This is a genomic window from Plantactinospora sonchi (assembly GCF_036422035.1).
GTDB classification, from domain to species: domain Bacteria; phylum Actinomycetota; class Actinomycetes; order Mycobacteriales; family Micromonosporaceae; genus Plantactinospora; species Plantactinospora sonchi.
This window is the reverse complement of record NZ_JAZGQK010000026.1, coordinates 120,309-136,096: the sequence shown is the minus strand read 5'-3', so window position 1 is coordinate 136,096 and position 15,788 is coordinate 120,309. Positions and strand designations below refer to the sequence as shown.

Below are 15,788 nucleotides of genomic sequence, written 5' to 3'. Positions count from 1 at the left end.
TCATCGATGCCGACATGGCGCGGGAGAGGGCCCCGGCCGGAAGGGCGAGGCGAGGAATGACAACCGAGCAGGAGGCCGCCGGGGCGGCGCCGGACGGCCGGGAGCTGGAGGCGCCGGACGGACCGCAGGCGGGGGGGGGGGGGGGGGGCGCCCCCCCCCCCGGCCCCCCCCCCCCCCCCCCCCGACCCTCCATCACCACCACCGATCCCCGCCCCGACGCGGACGAGGTCGAGCCCAGGGCCGACGCCGCCGCCGACGGCAAGCCGTCCCGGCACGGCGCCGTCCCGGCCCGAACCAGGGTCGCGGTCCTGCGCGTGCTCCGCCACGAGTGGACCCTCGCCGTCCTCGGCGGCCTGCTGCTCGCCGTCGTGCTGACCTGGCCGACCCTGCGTGACCTGACCCGCACCATCCCGCAGGACATCGGTGACCCGACCCTGCAGGCCTGGCAGATCGCCTGGGGTGGGCACGCGCTGCTGCACGACCCGCTCCAACTGTGGCATTCGAATACGTTCTACCCGGAGCCGTACACCTACGCCTACTCCGACACCCTGCTCGGCTACGCCCCGGCAGGCATGATCGGGGAGGGCCCGGTTGCCGCCGTCGTGCGCTACAACATCCTGTACGTCCTGGTGCACGCGCTCGCGTTCGTCGGTGCGTACGCCCTGGTCCGGCAGCTCGGTGCGGCCCGGATCGGGGCGGCGGTGGCGGGGGTCGCCTTCGCGTACGCCCCCTGGCGCCTCGCCCAGGCGGGTCACCTGCACGTGCTCTCGATCGGCGGCATCGCCCTCGCCCTGGCGATGCTGGCCAGGGGACATGGCTGGTCGCTGCGGTACGGCTACCGGCCGGAGCGGGCCCGGCCGGGTTGGGCGTTCACCGGCTGGCTGGTGGCGGCCTGGCAGATCACCCTCGGCTTCGGGATCGGCCTGCCCTTCGGCTACGTCCTCGCACTGATCTGCCTGGTGGCCGCCGCCTGCTTCCTCTGGTCCTGGTGGCGGCGTGGGCGCCGGCCGGTTTTCGGGCGGAAACTGCTCGCCGCCGATCTGGCCGGCGGCGGGGCGTTTCTCGGTATCACCCTGTTCATGGTGATGCCGTACCTGGAGGTGGTGGCCCGGCATCCGGCCGGTCGTCGGACGTTGGAGCAGGTGGAGATGTTCTCCCCACCGTGGCGTGGCTTCCTGACCGCGCCGACGGAGAACTGGTTGTGGGGCGAGCGGCACGCCGCCGCGCGGGAGACCCTCTCCTTCGTCGGGGAGATGACGCTGCTGCCGGGGGTGGTGCTGATCGGGCTCGCCTTCGCCGGCCTGTTCTACTCGGCCTGGCGGGTACGACACCGGGTGCTGCTCGCGCTCGGCGTGCTGGTCAGCGTCGCGTTGGCCAGCGGCACCACGTTCGGCGGTGACGGCAATCCGGGGTACGCCACCCTGGTGCTGCACGTTCCCGGCTGGGACGCGATCCGTACCTCCGGTCGGCTTGTCCTCTGGACCACGCTGCTGCTCGGCATCCTGGCCGCCGGGGCGCTCACCGCGCTGACCCGTCAGCCGGAGCCGGCGCGGGACGTACCGGGTCCGGACGGGTCCCCGGATCCCGGCCGGGCACCGGCTGGCCCGCCGGAGCCGGTACTGGCCAACCGGGCCGCAGTCCCGACGGCGGCCGGGCCGGGGGTGGTCGCGGCCGCGCCCGCTGCTCCGGTGCTCCGGTCGGCGATCTATCCGGTTGCGCCGGGGGAGGAGGACGGGGCGCGTCGGCCGGCTCGCGGGGACCGGGGTGGTGTCCGGCTGCTGGCCCGGCTTGTCGCGCTGGTTCCGCTGGCCCTGGTTGTCGTGGAAGGCGTCAATATGACTCCGCACGCCCCGGTGATTCCGCAGCCGGTGGCGATGCACGGGGCGGAGGGGCCGATGCTGGTGCTGCCGGCCAACGGCACGTTGGAGTTCAGCGTGATGCTCTGGTCCACCGACGGCTTCCCGCGCATCGTCAACGGGCTGGCCGCCTTCACCCCGGAGTCCCAGGCCCGGACCCACGCGATGACAACCACTTTCCCCGACCAGGCCAGCGTCGGCTATCTGCGGGATCTCGGGGTCCGCACCGTTGTGGTACTACCGGAGTATCTGCCCGGTACGCCGTGGCAGGACGTGCTGACCCGGCCGGTGGACGGGCTCGGTGTCAGCCGCGAGGAGGTCGGCGGCCACGTCGTCTTCCGGCTCGGCTGACCTGTCTCGTCCGGCCGATCTGTCTCGTCAGGCTGGCCCACCGGCGGCCCGGCGAACGACGGCCGTGTCGGCGTACACCGACACGGCCGTCGACCGGGATCAGTTGGTGGTGTCGAGCCGGACCGGTGAGTTGGGCCGGTCGACGTCCACCAGTTCCAGGTGATCGGTGGCGGGCAGTTCGTTCTCGGCCCGGGCCAGTGCGGCTCGGGCCGTGGTGGTGGCGGCCCAGGCCACCGCGGCGCCGACCAGTCCGGCGACGGCGAGCCAACCCCAGGGCAGGCTCGGACGGCGACCGGCGAGGGCGTCGTAGGCCCGGCTGGCCCGGTGCATCGCCTCGTCGGCGACGGCACCGACCCGGTCCCCAGCCTGTCCGGTGAGATGGGCACTGGTCCGGCGCGCCGAACGGGCGGTGTCCCGCACCGACTCGCCGGCCGAGTTGACCGAGCTGGTCAGGTAATCCCAGGCCTGGTCGGTGACGCGCTCGGGCTTGCGTTGTTTCAGCAAATTCGTTCCGAGCATCTGTGCTACCTCCTCGGTTGCCGAACGGAAGCGGCCACTTCGGACAGAGGCTCTGTTCGGCGCGGTTGCGGGTTGCTAACTCGGAGGTGCCCCGGCGGCTTTCGCCGCAAACCCGGGATCATGTCCCGAAGTCTGCCTGAATCCACCCGCTCCCGATGCCGGTACGGCACAACCGCACCCGCCGGTCGGCACGGTGCACCCACCGGCGGTCGCGGTCGTACGGTCAGCGGATCAGGACAACTGCCGCAGGCTGGGCGAAATCATCGTCGTCATCGCCGTCGCCGTCATCGCCCGCGCCGCCGAACCCACAGGCCAGCACCAGGGCCAGCAGCGCGCCGACACCGGCCAGTCCAAGCAGCTTCTTCAGCATTTCCGTTCCTCCCCGAGCCTGAGCCGCCCGGGTCCACGCCGGCCCGTCTCGGCGAGCCGGGTCTGCGGCGCGGGACGGGCGGGATCGAATCCTCATGGTAAGTGGTCGCTGGCGGGGTTGCCCGGTTCGACGCATCCACCAGGGGGCACCCGAGGGTCCGGCGTCGCACCGGACCGGGCCGGCGGCGGTCGACTCCCTCGGCTGCCCGGGCGCCGCGTGCCGCACGCCGGGTGCAGGGTGCAGGGTGCAGGGAGCCGAGGGGAGAGAGCCGGTAGCCGGGAGCCCGGAGGTGCCGGGCGGGGAACCGGCGGTCGGTTACTGCCGGGGGTCGAGTCGGGTCCCCGACACGGCGGGCCGGTGGCGTCGCGCCGCTGTGCGGAGGGCTACGCTGAGGATCGTGGGCAGTGGTGCGAATCCTGATGACCGCCGGAAAATTTGGCGCGGTTTGCCCCGTTACCGGGTAGGTTTGTCGGCTCGTTGAGTAGATTGCCCGGCCGGAAGGGTGGCGATCGGGGCCGTAGGAGGAATACTCTCGGTCGCGGCCCGCGTACTGATTAGGCGCCCGGACATGGGCGAGTGGAGGTGCTCGCGTGAGCCTGTCGATCGTCAAGTCGGTCCTGCCCGGTGGAGTTGTGGAGATCGCCCCTCGTGGAGAAATCGACGTCGATACGGCGTACGAGGTCCGGGAGGCGATCGCCGAGGTTCTCACCAAGGGTCGGCCGTCCAGGATCGAGCTCAACATGCGACTGGTCAGCTTCATCGACTCCGTCGGCATCAGCGCCATGGTCGCCGGCTTCCAGACCGCGGAGGTCAGCGACGTCAAGCTTGTGGTCACCGAGCCGAGTCGGTTCGTCCACCGGCAGCTCTGGGTCACCGGGCTCCTCGGCCTCTTCGGCGCGCCGGAGCCCTACTTCGCGGGCTCCGCGTCGGCCGAGGAGGTAAAGGTTCCCGGCGCCTGACCGCGACCCGGGACGTGATCCCGGACGTTTCCCATCCCTCGTACCGGCCCGACTCAGTTCTGTGTCGGGCCGGCCAGATCCGACAGGTCCACGTCCGGCGCCTCGGTGATCGCCCGGATCGCCGTCACCGAGGCGTAGCCCTCGGCCAGCCAGGCCACATCGGTACCCGGCTCCACCCGCTGGCCGGACTCCTCGAGCGCGGTACGGACGAAGCCCCGTCCCGCCTCCGCCACGGTCATCTGCACCTGCCCGAAGCCGGCCAGGGTTCCCCGCCGAACCCCACGCAGTCGCTCGTAGGGCAGGTCTGGACTGTTGACGTTCAACACGCTGTGCCGGGGGCCGGCGGTCAACCGGGGCAGCAGGTCCAACGCCACCCGGGCGGCGGTCACCCAGTGCCGCCGCTGGTCCCGGCCCGGATGCGGTACCGCCACCGCCGCCCCGCCGCTGCCCGGGGTCGCCTCGTGCGCGGCCAGTACGTCGAGTGACACCGCCATGCCGTGACAGTCGTTGGCCGCGGCGGTGAACGCCGCCCCGACCGTGCCGGAGTGCAACACCGCCCGGCCGGCGTTGGCACCCCGGTTGACACCGGAGAGCACCACCGCCGGGGCCGGCCCGAAGGCGCCGTGCAGGGCGATCAGGGTGATGAGCGCGGGCGAGCCGGCGACCGCGTACGCCGAGATGCCCGGCAGGTCCTCGATGTGGTGCTCGTCGACGACCACCCGGCCGTCCCGTTCCACCGCGCCCATCGCGGCACTGGCGCCGCTGGCCTCCTCCCGGGGTGCGGCGATCACCACGTCGTGGCCACGGGCCGCCGCCGTACGCGCCAGCCAGTGCAGTCCGGGGGCGGCGATGCCGTCGTCGTTGGTGACCAGGACCCGGGTCGTCATGACGTGGTCGTTCGCTGGGCCAGTTCGTCCGGGGTCATCCGGTCCTGCCGGTCGGTACCCACCGGCGCCAGCCGTACCCGCTCGACGAGGCCGGCGATCGCGTCGGGCCGACCGGTGCCGAGACCGTGCCGGGTGACGTTCAGCGCGCCCGCGGCGGCGCCGGTCCGGACGGCCAGTTCCAGGTCGCCGCCCCGGGCCAGGGTCGCGGCGACCCCTGCGGTCATCGAGTCGCCCGCGCCGCGTGGGTCGGCGACCTCGAGCTGCGGCATGGCGATCTCGTAGACCTCGCCGTCGATCAGCACCAGGGCCGGCTTCTCGGCCCGGCTGAGCACCACCGACTCGGCGCCGTCGGCGTGCAGCGCGTGCAGTATCCGGAGCAGTTCGTCCTCGCTGTCGTCGGTGGCCCAGCCGTCCCGGAGCAGTTCCTCGTGGCTGACCTTCAGCAGGTGCAGACCGCTGTCCAGGACGGCGGCCAGGTGCGGGCCGGAGAGGTCGGCGACCACCCGGCTGCCGTTGCGCCCCAGGTCGGCGGCGAGTCGGCGGTAGATGTCCGGTGCCACCAGGGCGGGGTGGCCGGGCCCGCTGAGGATGCTGACCGGGCTGCCCAGGCCCTCGCCGAGCGCCAGGTTGTAGAGCTCGTCCAGCTCGTGTCGGCTCAGTGGGTGTCCCGGTACGGAGGCGATCTCGTCGCGGGTGCCGTCGCGCCGGTCGTGCACGTAACCACCGCTGCTGGACTCCCGGTGGATCACCCGCAGCTCGACGCCCTCGCTCGCGAGCAGTGGTTCGAGCACCTGGCCGATCTCGCCGCCGAGACCGGCGCAGAGCACCACCTCGACGCCCAGGCATCGGATCATCCGGGCCTGCCAGACGCCCTGGCCGCCGGGATGCAGGTGGATCTCGGTCTCGTCGGCCGGCTGGTCGATGGTGACCGTGAGCTGAGGCGCCGGGGCGAAGACCATGACATGTCCGTCCATGCCCGTTACATACCCCCTTCGCAGCTCTTAATACCATCTGTCACTCGTCAGGTGCGCTACGCATAGTCGACACCCGATTGCCCGGCCGGGGCCCGCCTGGCACGATTCGGCACGTCGCACGAGTGGATAACCGTCGGGAGGCGATCGGTGCCGCGGACAGGCTCGTTCCGGTACACCGCCCGGGCCCGCTGCGAGTTGGCCCACGCGCGGGACCTGCTCGCCGACGTGGAACGCCAGGCGGTGCTGCACCCGCTGATCGTCCGGGTACGCCACCGCCCGCCCCGCCCCGGCGTGCTGCGCAGCCAACTCGTCACCGACCGACTGGTCGCCGGACCGTTCCGGTTCCGCATCACCTACCAGGCCGACACGCTCCGGATCGGCCCTGACGAGGTGGTGATCGTCGCCCGGCAGTGGCCCCGCACCAGCGTGCACAACCACACCCGGTTGAGCCGGGAACCCGACGGACACGTACGGGTCGACGTCGAGATCACCCTCACCGCGCCCACGCCCCTGTTCCGGTACGCCTTCCAGCAGGCCCGGGCCGCGCATCTGGTCCTCGCCGAGCGTCTGCCCGCCGCCCTCCAGACCTGAGCGGGCGTCCCGGGACAGCCTCGCCGCCACCGACCGGCGGCACAGCCCGCCCGCCCCGGGCACGCTTTCCGCCGTCGACGGTCCCGTCGCCCGGCACGCCCGTCCGGCGTCGCGTCCGGCCCCACGGCTTGTACGTGGACAGCACCGTGGCCACGATCAGCAGGGTGCTGGAGACGATCGGCGCCGCGAGCAGCCCCTCCCGGACGTCGGCCGGCACCGCCGCCCCCAGCTCCGCGGCGGCACGCAGGTTCGGTCGCAGCGCGAAGAGGACCGCGCCCAGCATCACGGTGGTGATCACCAGCTTGACCACCACCCACCGGTGCCTGACCAGCCCCCAGGGGGTGAGCAGGGCGCTGGCCACGCCGACCAGCCAGGCGAGCACGCTGAGCGGCACGAAGAGCACCTGGCCGACCAGGCCGACGGCCGGATAGACCACACCGGGATCAACGCCGCGTGCCCCGGCCACGCCGAGGGTCAGCAGCACCACGTCCGCCCCGAGCCACCCGACGGCGGTGGTCACGTGCAGGGTGAGCAGGGCCTTTCGCCAACGCGGAGACAGTCTCATGCCGGCCATGCTCCCGCCGGGCGGTGGCGGTGGCGTCGTACGAGGGTGGACGTCGGAGGTACGCGGTTCGACGTACGACAGCGGGCGGGCGGGCGGGTCACGGTGGCCCCGGTCCGGCGGGGCGACGGCGGGGCCGGTCAGCCGCGCGGGCCGTACATGATGATCGCGACCCCGAGCAGGCAGACGGTCGCGCCGGCCAGGTCGTAGCGGTCCGGCCGGAACCCGTCCAGCAGTACGGCCCAGCCGAGCGAGCCGGCCACGAAGACGCCTCCGTACGCGGCGAGCACCCGGCCGAAGTGTGGATCGGGTTGGAACGCGGCGACGAAGCCGTACCCGGCCAGGGCGAGCACCCCGGCGGCGACGAAGAGCAGTCCGCGCTGCTCGCGTACGCCCTGCCAGACGAGCCAGGCCCCGCCGATCTCGGCGACGGCGGCGAGCAGGAAGAGTAGCAGCGAACGGGCCACGGTCATGCCGGTCATTCTCCCGGCGGTCCGGCGCGGCGCCGATGTGACCCGGGAGGCGGCGTCAGCAGGGGAGCGGACAGCTTCCGGCCCCGGAGCCCTGGTTGCATCTATCGATATCCGTCTCTAAGCTGAGCCGGGCCCGGCATCCAGGCAGGGCCGGCGGGACGACCGGATACGGGCTGGTCGGGCGGTCCGCCGGAGCCGCCGGAGCCGGTCGATCGCGGGGAGCCGATCGCGGGAGGCGTCGGACGGCCGCACCCGACGAGGTGTGTCGACCGTCGTCGTAGCAGCAGCATCGCCGGCGCGCGGTCGTGCGCGGCCGGCAGCCTCTGAGAGGAATCCCCATGAGGATCTCCGCACCGTACCGTCGTGGGTCCGTCGCCGGGGCGGTGGTGACCGCGCTCGCCGTCGGCACCGTCGCCGTGGTCGGCGTGCTCCCCGGCGCCTCCGCCCAGGCCGCCGCCGGCTGCCTGGTCGACTACCGGGTCAACCAGTGGACCGGTGGGTTCACCGCCGCCGTGCGGGTCACCGCCGGGGACACCGCGGTGAACGGCTGGACCGTCACCTGGACCTACGGTGGCGACCAACGGATCACCAGCAGTTGGAACGCCCAGGTCACCCAGAGCGGGGTGACCGTGACTGCCCAGAACGTGGCCTGGAACGGCTCGCTGCCCGCCGGCGGCTCGACCGAGTTCGGCGTGCAGGGCACGTATTCGGCGAGCGCGGCGGCACCGACCGGGTTCACCCTGAACGGCGTACCGTGCAACGGCGCCGAGCCGACTGTGCCACCGACGCCCACGATTCCACCCAGGACGCCGCCGCCCACCACGCCGCCGCCGACCACGCCGCCGCCCACCACCGGACCGCCGCCGGCGGGCTGCGGCACCGCCGTGCTCTGTGACGGTTTCGAGAACCAGACGGGTACGACGCCCTCCGGTGACTGGAGTGTCAACTATCCCGACTGTCAGGGCAGCGGCACTGCCTCGATCGACAGCACGACGGCGCACCAGGGCAGTCGGTCGGTACGGATCAGCGGTACGGCGGGCTACTGCAACCACGTCTTCGTCCGGTCCAACCGGGACCTCAGCGGTGCCGGCGCGGTCCGGTACGGCCGGTTCTGGGTCCGGCACACCACCGCGCTGCCGACCCAGCACGTCACGTTCCTGGCCATGCGGGACGCCAACGACGGCAACCGTGACCTGCGGATGGGTGGCCAGAACGGGGCCCTGCAGTGGAACCGGGCCTCCGACGACGCCACGCTGCCGGAGCAGAGCCCGAACGGTGTCGCGCTCAGTCTGCCGTTGCCGGTGAACCGGTGGACCTGCGTCGAGTTCCTGGTCGACGGCACCCAGGGACGGTTGCAGACCTGGGTCGACGGTACGGCGGTGACCGGCCTGACCGCCGACGGCACTCCCACCCACGACGTCGACGGGCAGTGGCACAACCGGGCCAACTGGCGGCCGAACCTGACCGATCTGCGGCTCGGCTGGGAGAGCTACGGCGAGGGCGCCGACACGCTCTGGTTCGACGACGTCGCGCTCGGCTCGGCCCGGATCGGCTGCTGACCGCACGGCCGCCGTCGTCGGGTGTCCGGTGTGACGTTCGGACAGAAGCGACCCGCCGGCACTGCCCAGGGGTGGCGGGCGGTGCCGGCGGGTGGTTTCGCGGACGTGCGTCGGTCAGTTCATGGACAGGTGCACGTGGTTGGTGTGGTCACTCGAGGGGTCTCCGCCCCCGTTGTAGGCCCGCCAGCCACTGCTCGGCAGCCAGATCTGCTTGAACCAGATCACGTACAGCACACCGAGCCGGTCGGCGTTCTTCACGAAGTACGCCGCCAGGTTGTTGCCGTACGTCCGGTCGCCGCCGGTGGCCACGCCGCCGAAGCCGTTCTTCTGGGCGGCGAAGTCGCACGCCCGACCCTTCGGGTGCTCGCCGCTGCCGCCGCTGCGGAAGCAGGAGACGTACCGGGTGAAGCCGGCCGCTTTGGCCTGGTTGAGCGCGTGCAGGGTGCGGGGGGTGATGCACCCGTCGGCCGGCGTCGGGTCGTTCACGCTGCACGACTCGGCCGGCCAGGAGCCGTCGGAGTTGCGCGGTGCCGGCCTCGCCGAGGCGGAGTTGCCGCCGCTGACCCCGCCGCTGGCCCCGCCGCTGTTCGCCGCGGCCAGCGCCCGTTCGGCCTGCTTCTTGCGGGTCTCCATCACCTCGACCTGTTTGCGCTGCTCCCGGATCTCCCGGTCGAGCTCGGCCTTGGCCTCGGTCTCGGCGTCGAGGGTCGCCCGGAGGTCGCGCAGGGCGCGGTTCTCGTTGGCGGCCACCTTGTCCAGTGCGGCGGCCCGGTCCAGCAGGCTGGCCGGGGAGCCGCTGCTGAGCAGGGCGGAGACCTGACCGAGCCGGCCGGTCCGGTACGCCACCCCGGCCATCTCGGCGACCTGCTGGCTCCGGGCCGTGACCTCGGTGCGTAGCGTGCCGAGCTGTTCGGTCAGTTCCTTCTGTCGCTTGACGGAACGGTCCAGTTTGGTCTTGGCGTCGACGTACCCCTTGCTCGCCTTTTCGAGCTGCTCGCGGAGGTCGTCGGTGCCCCCTTCGTCGATGTCACCGGGTGCGTAACCGAGTGGGGCCGGGGCCGCGGTGGCGGGGGAGCCGCCGAGCGTCACGACGAGTGCGCCCAGGGCGACCAGCGCGGTCAGTACGACAACCAGTCGGGCGGCCGATCCGCGGCCGGATCCCGGTACCGCCCAGGTGGCTGGGCGGATGGTACTGCTGGCAGATGCCAGGAACGGCATGACAGTGTCCTTCCGTCAGTCGCCGACCGGGTTAGCTGACGGGTTCGGGACGGAAGATCCCTACCGCTGGCGCGGATACACCCCTGGTACCTGGTTCCCCGGCTCGCGCGTGGCGATTAGGCGGCGGTCTCCACGGTTCGGCGGGTGCCGTCCGGCGGAGGCCGGAGCTGAGCCTACCGGCAGTTGCCGTCGGGGGACACGCGTGGTTGCCGGTGTGGGCGCCCCGATTATGCGGTTTCCGGGTGAACTAATCGGACAAACTCGACCGATTGCCGGGGCAAATTTAAGGCCCAGCTAACTACTCCGGGTAGGCGTGGCGCGAGCCACCGGGCATCCGTCACGCCGAGGTCCGCTTCGGCTCCGCGGTCACCAGTCGGTGGGGCCGCAGGCGCCGGGCGTCGTACGGGGTTCCACCTGCAGCGTGGCGTGCGAGATGTGAAAGTCATCGTGCAGCGCCGAGTGGGCGGCGGCGAGCACGGTCGCGACCTCCGCCCCGGCGTCCAGGGTGAGGTGGGCGGAGGCGACCTCCATCCCGGAGGTGAGCGTCCACACGTGCAGATCGTGTACGTCGCAGACACCGGGTACGGCGGCCAGCCGGGTCCGTACCGTCGCCACGTCCAGGTGTTCGGGAGCGGCCTGGACCAGGATGCGGACCGCGGTACGGCCCAGTCGCCAGGTGCGGGGCAGGATGAAGAGTCCGACCGCCAGCGCCACGATCGGGTCGGCCCAACGCCAGCCGGTGAAGATGATCAGCAACGCGGCGACGATCACCCCCGCCGAGTTGAGCAGGTCGGCCAGCACCTCCAGGTACGCCCCGCGTAGGTTGATGCTCTCCCGCGCCCCGGCCCGGAGCAGCCCGAACGCGGCGAGGTTGGCCAGCAGGCCGAGTGCCGCCACCACCAGCATCGGCCCGGCCGCGACCTGGGGCGGGTCGCCGAACCGGCGTACCGCCTCGACCAGTACGTAGAGCGCGACGCCGAAGAGCAGGACCGCGTTGGCGAGCGCCGCCAGCACCTCCAGCCGGTAGAGCCCGAAGGTGCGCTGCGGGTCGGCCGCCGCCCGCCCGGCCGCGGTGATCGCGGCCAGCGCCATCCCGATCCCGAGTACGTCGGTGAACATGTGTCCGGCGTCGGAGAGCAGCGCGAGTGAGCCGGTGAGCAGCGCGGCCACCGCCTCGACCACCATCAGCGCGGCGAGCAGCGCGAAGGCGGCCCACAACCGGCCCCGGTGCCGTTGCGCCGCGCGCGTCACCGCACCGGCGTGGTCATGTCCTGCCCCCACGTCCACACCTTCCCCGCTGTGTCCAGCGTGATCCGACATATGCCGAGATCGCGATATGTCCGGCGGTCGGCCCCATCGATGCTCACGCGGCTGGCCGCCGACCGGTAGGTGGTTAGGAAGGGGGCCCTTTTCTCCAGAAAGCGATAAGAAGGGGCCCTTCCTTACACGAGGGGGGCTCGGGCGGCCTGCCGGGCGGGCGGCAGGCTGGCCAGCACCGCCGCCGCGCCGGCCAGTACCAGGCAGAGGGCGAGCTGACCCACCGGGACGACCGGCAGGCCGTGCCCGTACGCGCTGATCAGCCCGAGGGCCGCCGCCCAGCCGAGGGTGACCCCGAGGGCGAGCCCGGCCAGCGCGCCGATCGCGGCGATCAGCGACGCCTCGACCAGCAGCAGGGCGGTGAGGTGTCGGCGGCCCAGCCCGAGCGCCCGCAGCAGGGCGGACTCGTGTCGGCGCTCGAAGACCGACAGGGCGAGGGTGTTGCCGATGCCCAGCACCGCGATCAGGACCGACATGCCGAGCAGCGCGGCGAAGATCCCGAGCAGTTCGTCGAGGGTGGTGGAGAGCGCGTCGGCCTGCTCGGCGAGGGCCCGGACCCGAACCGTCGGGTGGTCGTGCAGCAGCCTGTCGAGGGCCTGCCGGCCGGCCGCCGTCGACACCCCGGGGGCGAGGTCGACCAGGATCCGGTCCGCGGCGGCCTTGCCGTAGCCGGCGACGTACGCCGCCCAGTCGACCAGGACGGCACCGTCGGTCGGCGCGTCGTCGTAGAGCGCGACCACGGTCAACGGGTCCGCCGGACCCAGACCCAGCGGGATCCGGTCGCCGACTGCGAGCCCCCGCTCGGCCGCCAGCCGTCGGCTCAGCGCCACCGCGTCCGGGCCGAGCCGGTCCAGGCTGCCGGCGGTCACCTCCGGCCGGATCGGCCCGACCAACTGCTCCGGCGGCACCGCCCAGACCCGGACCCGGGGGTCCAGCGGGGCCGGCGCCTGACGGACCTCGGCCACCGTGGCGAACGCCGGGTCGGCCCGGAGCCGCTGCGCCAGTCCGGCCGGCAACGGGCCGCGTACCGCCGTCGGCGTGCCGTCCAGGCGGACGGTGTCCAGCACGAACTCCACCGGGAAGTTCTCGGTCAGTTCACGTCCGGCCTGCTGTCGGGCGGTTGCCAGCAGCACGCCGAACATCGCCATCAGGGCCACGCCGATCATCAGCGCGCTGCTGGTCGCCGCGGTCCTGCGCGGGTTACGTCGGGCGTTCGCGACGGCCAGTCGTACCACCGGGCCGAAGACCCGGGCCGGCAGCCAGCCGACCAGCCGGACCGCCCCGGGGGCCAGCAACGGCGCCGCGACAACCGCGCCGAGGATGCCGATCATGCCGCCGCCGAGCACCAGCGGCAGGCCGGGGAAACCCTGCGGCAGCCCGGCCAGCACCAGCAGCACGCCGACCCCGCCGAGGCCGGCGGCGACCACGACCCGGCCCCGGCGGCGCCGCAGCGGAGCGCCGCCCGCCTCGGCGGCGTCCCGGTCCCGCAGTGCCGCCAGCGGTGGCACCCGGCCCGCCTCCACCGCCGGCACCAGCGCGGCCAGCACCGAGACCAGGACGCCGAAGCCGAGCGCGACCGCCACCGTCGGCCAGCGGACCACCGGCGCGTGCAGCGGGATGTCCGAGGCGACCAGTTCCCGCCCCCGGATCAGGCCGTAGCCGACCAGCAGGCTCGCCAGCAGCCCACCCAGCGAGGCCAGCAGACCGAGGACGGTCGCCTCCAGGAGTACGGCGCCGGTCACCTGCCGTCGGGAGGCGCCGACGCAGCGCAGCAGGCTCAACTCCCGGGTACGCTGCGCGCCCAGCATCGCGAACGTGTTGTAGATGACAAACGCCGACACGGTGACCGAGACCAGGCCGAAACCGAGGAGGACGGCGAGGAAGCCGTCGACGTACTTGGCCGCCTGCCGGGCCAGCCGGTCCCGGAAACCGCTCCCGGACACCACCTGGTGGCCGGGGCCGACCGCGGTGGCGACCCGGCCGCGCAGGGTCGCCGGATCGGTGCCGTCCGCCGCCCGGACCACCACCTGGGCGTAGTCGCCGGTGCCGGTGAACCTGACCAGGTCGGTGTCGGTCAACGCGGCGACCGCGGAACCGCCGAAGAGCCGGTTCACCCCCAGGTCCAGTATCCCGACCAGGCGCAGCCGGTGCGGGACACCGGCCTGGTCCAGCACCGTCACCGGCCCTCCGGTGGCGAATCCGGCGCCCGACACGGTGGCCCGGTCCAGGGCGATCTCGCCGGGTGTCCGGGGCAGCCTGCCGGCCGCCACGTCGTACGGGGCCAGCGCCAGGGCGGTCGGCACCGAGAGGGCGTAGCCGATGTGCTCCTGACTCGTCAGCAGCCGGCCGTCGCGGTCCAGTACGCCGAGCCAGGCGATCACCCGCCCGTCCGCCTCGGCCACCCCGTCGACGGCCCGGATCCGTTCCAGGACCGCCGGGGTGACGAGTCCGGCGTCCGGCTCGACCAGGACGTCCACGTTCCGGGCCGACCGGGCCAGGTCGGTGTAGAACGCCGAGCGTGCGGTGTCGCCGTACACCAGGGTGCCGGCCAGGAAACCGACCGCCACGACCACCGCGAACCCGGTCAGCGCGAGCCGTACGGCGTGCGCCCGTAGCCCGGCGAGGGCCAGTCGCAGCAGGGGACGCCTCACCGCCACCCCGCCGGCCCCGGGCGCCGGAGGAATCTCGACAGGTTCACCCGCGGTGGCGGCTCGGCGTGTGACGGTGTCCGTTCGACGCGCGGTGACCGACCGGTGTACGACGGTGTCGGATCGACGCCCGGCGGCGGCGAGCAGGCGGGGCGCATCCGGCCAGTGTGGCGGGGGTCGGGTGGGCGGGGGAGCGCCGTGTCGAGATGCGGACAGCCGGACACCTGGCATCATCGAACCCGGTCTCAGTGAAGATTCGTCGATGTCCGACGGTCAGCGGTCAGCGTCGACCGGTTTGATCCGACCGGCCGGTGCCGCCGCCGGTACGGCACCGGGTGCGGATCGGCCGGTGTCGCCGACCGGGGTCGTGACCGGTCCGGTCGGTACCGGTGGCCGTCGGGCAGTGAAGGGAGCCGAATCCATGCGTCGTCGCCGACGTAACCCCGTCCTGCTCGCCGCCACCCTGACCCTGACCGGTGCGCTGGTCGCCACCGGTGTCCCCGCCGCGTCGGCCGCGCCAACCGACCGAGGGGCGCCAGCCGACCGGGCCGCGCCGGCCGACCGGGCCGGCGCATTTGCGGAGACGCTGCCCCGGTGGGCGCCGATCGCGCCGCGCACCCTCGACCTGCCGGCCGGTTTCCAACCCGAGGGGATCGCGATCGGCGCCACGCCGTTCGGCTACTTCGGCTCCCGGGCCACCGGGGCGATCTACCGGGCCAACCTGCTCACCGGCCGCGGTGAGGTGATCAACCCGGGCCCGGGTACGCCGTCGCTGGGGATGAAGGTCGACAGCCGGGGACGACTCTTCGTCGCCGGTGGCACCGGCGGGGACGGTCGGGTCGTGGACACCCGCACCGGCCGGCTGCTGGCCAGCTACCGCTTCACCGACCAGGCCAGCTTCGTCAACGACGTCGTACTGACCGGCGGGTCGGCGTGGTTCACCGACTCCACCAACCCGGTGCTGTACCGGGTGCCGTTGGGCCGGGGTGGCCAACTGCCCGCCGCCGACCGGGTGGTCCGGGTGCCGCTGAGCGGCGACATCGTCTACGGGACCGGGATCAACGCCAACGGCATCGCCCCAACCCCGGACGGGAAGGGACTGCTCGTCGTACAGTCCGGCACCGGGCTGCTGTTCCGGGTCGATCCGGCGACCGGGGCCACCCGGACCGTCGACCTCGGCGGTGAACTGCTCACCAACGGCGACGGACTCCTGCTCGACGGGCGGACGCTCTACGTGGTGCAGAACCGGCTCAACACCCTCGCGGTGCTGCGGCTGGACCGGGCCGGCCGGAGCGGGCGGGTGGTCGAGCGGGTGACCGACGCCGGTTTCGACGTACCGACCACGGTGGCCGCGTACGGCAACCGGCTCTACCTGCCGAACGCGCGGTTCACCACCACGCCGACGCCGGAGACGCCGTACTCCGTGGTCGCGGTTCCGCGCCCCTGACGTCGGACCGCCGCCCGTCGGCTGACCGGTTAGGAAGGGCCCCTTGTACAACCAGAA

14 protein-coding genes and 1 riboswitch are annotated in these 15,788 nt (G+C 73.0%); of the genes, 5 read left to right on the top strand and 9 right to left on the bottom strand.

What is annotated here, in order from left to right:
* Nucleotides 1–56: 56 nt before the first annotated feature.
* Nucleotides 57–2,207 carry a hypothetical protein gene (locus V1633_RS27715; RefSeq protein WP_456238646.1) on the top strand — a complete coding sequence of 717 codons (2,151 nt, stop codon included), beginning with the start codon at nt 57–59 and terminating at the stop codon, nt 2,205–2,207.
* A gap of 99 nt (nt 2,208–2,306) precedes the next feature.
* On the opposite strand, the gene V1633_RS27710 is transcribed toward V1633_RS27715, so the two are convergent.
* Together V1633_RS27710 and V1633_RS27705 are read right to left on the bottom strand one after the other, a co-directional pair.
* The gene (locus tag V1633_RS27710; protein ID WP_331217204.1) at nt 2,307–2,726 is read right to left on the bottom strand and encodes a hypothetical protein; all 420 of its coding nucleotides are present in this window, start codon (nt 2,724–2,726) and stop codon (nt 2,307–2,309) included.
* A gap of 223 nt (nt 2,727–2,949) precedes the next feature.
* A complete protein-coding gene (locus V1633_RS27705; RefSeq protein WP_331217203.1) occupies nt 2,950–3,096 on the bottom strand; it encodes a hypothetical protein in 147 nt (48 codons plus the stop codon).
* A 590-nt stretch (nt 3,097–3,686) separates the two neighbouring features.
* Here V1633_RS27705 and V1633_RS27700 point away from each other — a divergent pair.
* Nucleotides 3,687–4,055, top strand: coding sequence for an STAS domain-containing protein (locus tag V1633_RS27700; RefSeq protein ID WP_331217202.1), 369 nt, complete (start codon nt 3,687–3,689; stop codon nt 4,053–4,055).
* A 53-nt stretch (nt 4,056–4,108) separates the two neighbouring features.
* Here the strand turns inward: V1633_RS27700 and surE are convergent, their stop codons facing one another.
* Both surE and V1633_RS27690 read right to left on the bottom strand, forming a co-directional pair.
* Nucleotides 4,109–4,942, bottom strand: coding sequence for a 5'/3'-nucleotidase SurE (surE, locus tag V1633_RS27695; protein ID WP_331217201.1), 834 nt, complete (start codon nt 4,940–4,942; stop codon nt 4,109–4,111).
* Nucleotides 4,939–5,916 (bottom strand): 1-phosphofructokinase family hexose kinase, encoded by a 978-nt coding sequence (locus V1633_RS27690; protein ID WP_331217200.1) that lies wholly within the window; start codon nt 5,914–5,916, stop codon nt 4,939–4,941. Before V1633_RS27690 ends, surE begins: the two co-directional genes overlap by 4 nt.
* Nucleotides 5,917–6,063: 147 nt before the next feature.
* Between V1633_RS27690 and V1633_RS27685 the strand changes: the two genes are divergently transcribed.
* On the top strand, nt 6,064–6,507 hold the full coding sequence (locus V1633_RS27685) for an SRPBCC family protein (protein WP_331217199.1): 444 nt from the start codon (nt 6,064–6,066) through the stop codon (nt 6,505–6,507).
* On the opposite strand, the gene V1633_RS27680 is transcribed toward V1633_RS27685, so the two are convergent.
* Both V1633_RS27680 and V1633_RS27675 read right to left on the bottom strand, forming a co-directional pair.
* Nucleotides 6,410–7,072, bottom strand: coding sequence for a hypothetical protein (locus tag V1633_RS27680; RefSeq protein ID WP_331217198.1), 663 nt, complete (start codon nt 7,070–7,072; stop codon nt 6,410–6,412). The genes V1633_RS27685 and V1633_RS27680 overlap by 98 nt on opposite strands.
* Before the next feature lie 137 nt (nt 7,073–7,209).
* Nucleotides 7,210–7,542: a YnfA family protein gene (locus V1633_RS27675; protein WP_331217197.1), complete on the bottom strand. Its 333-nt coding sequence runs from the start codon at nt 7,540–7,542 to the stop codon at nt 7,210–7,212.
* 338 nt (nt 7,543–7,880) lie between these two features.
* On the opposite strand from V1633_RS27675, the gene V1633_RS27670 reads away from it, so the two are divergent.
* On the top strand, nt 7,881–9,101 hold the full coding sequence (locus V1633_RS27670) for a cellulose-binding domain-containing protein (RefSeq protein WP_331217196.1): 1,221 nt from the start codon (nt 7,881–7,883) through the stop codon (nt 9,099–9,101).
* Nucleotides 9,102–9,215: 114 nt separating this feature from the next.
* Here the strand turns inward: V1633_RS27670 and V1633_RS27665 are convergent, their stop codons facing one another.
* The 3 genes from V1633_RS27665 to V1633_RS27655 form a co-directional block, all read right to left on the bottom strand.
* On the bottom strand, nt 9,216–10,319 hold the full coding sequence (locus V1633_RS27665; protein WP_331217195.1) for a coiled-coil domain-containing protein: 1,104 nt from the start codon (nt 10,317–10,319) through the stop codon (nt 9,216–9,218).
* A 4-nt stretch (nt 10,320–10,323) separates the two neighbouring features.
* A riboswitch (cyclic di-AMP (ydaO/yuaA leader) is annotated at nt 10,324–10,452 on the bottom strand.
* Nucleotides 10,453–10,685: 233 nt separating this feature from the next.
* Nucleotides 10,686–11,600 (bottom strand): cation diffusion facilitator family transporter, encoded by a 915-nt coding sequence (locus V1633_RS27660; RefSeq protein WP_331217194.1) that lies wholly within the window; start codon nt 11,598–11,600, stop codon nt 10,686–10,688.
* 161 nt (nt 11,601–11,761) lie between these two features.
* Nucleotides 11,762–14,287 carry an ABC transporter permease gene (locus tag V1633_RS27655; protein ID WP_331217193.1) on the bottom strand — a complete coding sequence of 842 codons (2,526 nt, stop codon included), beginning with the start codon at nt 14,285–14,287 and terminating at the stop codon, nt 11,762–11,764.
* A gap of 418 nt (nt 14,288–14,705) precedes the next feature.
* Between V1633_RS27655 and V1633_RS27650 the strand changes: the two genes are divergently transcribed.
* Nucleotides 14,706–15,731, top strand: a complete 1,026-nt coding sequence (locus tag V1633_RS27650; RefSeq protein ID WP_331217192.1) for an SMP-30/gluconolactonase/LRE family protein — start codon at nt 14,706–14,708, stop codon at nt 15,729–15,731.
* Nucleotides 15,732–15,788 lie beyond the last annotated feature (57 nt).

Bases quoted from the DNA above. Each gene is read 5' to 3' on its own strand.
- V1633_RS27675 (WP_331217197.1), bottom strand. From the start codon at position 7,542: ATGACCGTGGCCCGTTCGCTGCTACTCTTCCTGCTCGCCGCCGTCGCC.
- surE (WP_331217201.1), bottom strand. From the start codon at position 4,942: ATGACGACCCGGGTCCTGGTCACCAACGACGACGGCATCGCCGCCCCC.
- V1633_RS27710 (WP_331217204.1), bottom strand. From the start codon at position 2,726: ATGCTCGGAACGAATTTGCTGAAACAACGCAAGCCCGAGCGCGTCACC.
- V1633_RS27680 (WP_331217198.1), bottom strand. From the start codon at position 7,072: ATGAGACTGTCTCCGCGTTGGCGAAAGGCCCTGCTCACCCTGCACGTG.
- V1633_RS27670 (WP_331217196.1), top strand. From the start codon at position 7,881: ATGAGGATCTCCGCACCGTACCGTCGTGGGTCCGTCGCCGGGGCGGTG.
- V1633_RS27690 (WP_331217200.1), bottom strand. From the start codon at position 5,916: ATGGACGGACATGTCATGGTCTTCGCCCCGGCGCCTCAGCTCACGGTC.
- V1633_RS27665 (WP_331217195.1), bottom strand. From the start codon at position 10,319: ATGCCGTTCCTGGCATCTGCCAGCAGTACCATCCGCCCAGCCACCTGG.
- V1633_RS27705 (WP_331217203.1), bottom strand. From the start codon at position 3,096: ATGCTGAAGAAGCTGCTTGGACTGGCCGGTGTCGGCGCGCTGCTGGCC.
- V1633_RS27715 (WP_456238646.1), top strand. From the start codon at position 57: ATGACAACCGAGCAGGAGGCCGCCGGGGCGGCGCCGGACGGCCGGGAG.
- V1633_RS27650 (WP_331217192.1), top strand. From the start codon at position 14,706: ATGCGTCGTCGCCGACGTAACCCCGTCCTGCTCGCCGCCACCCTGACC.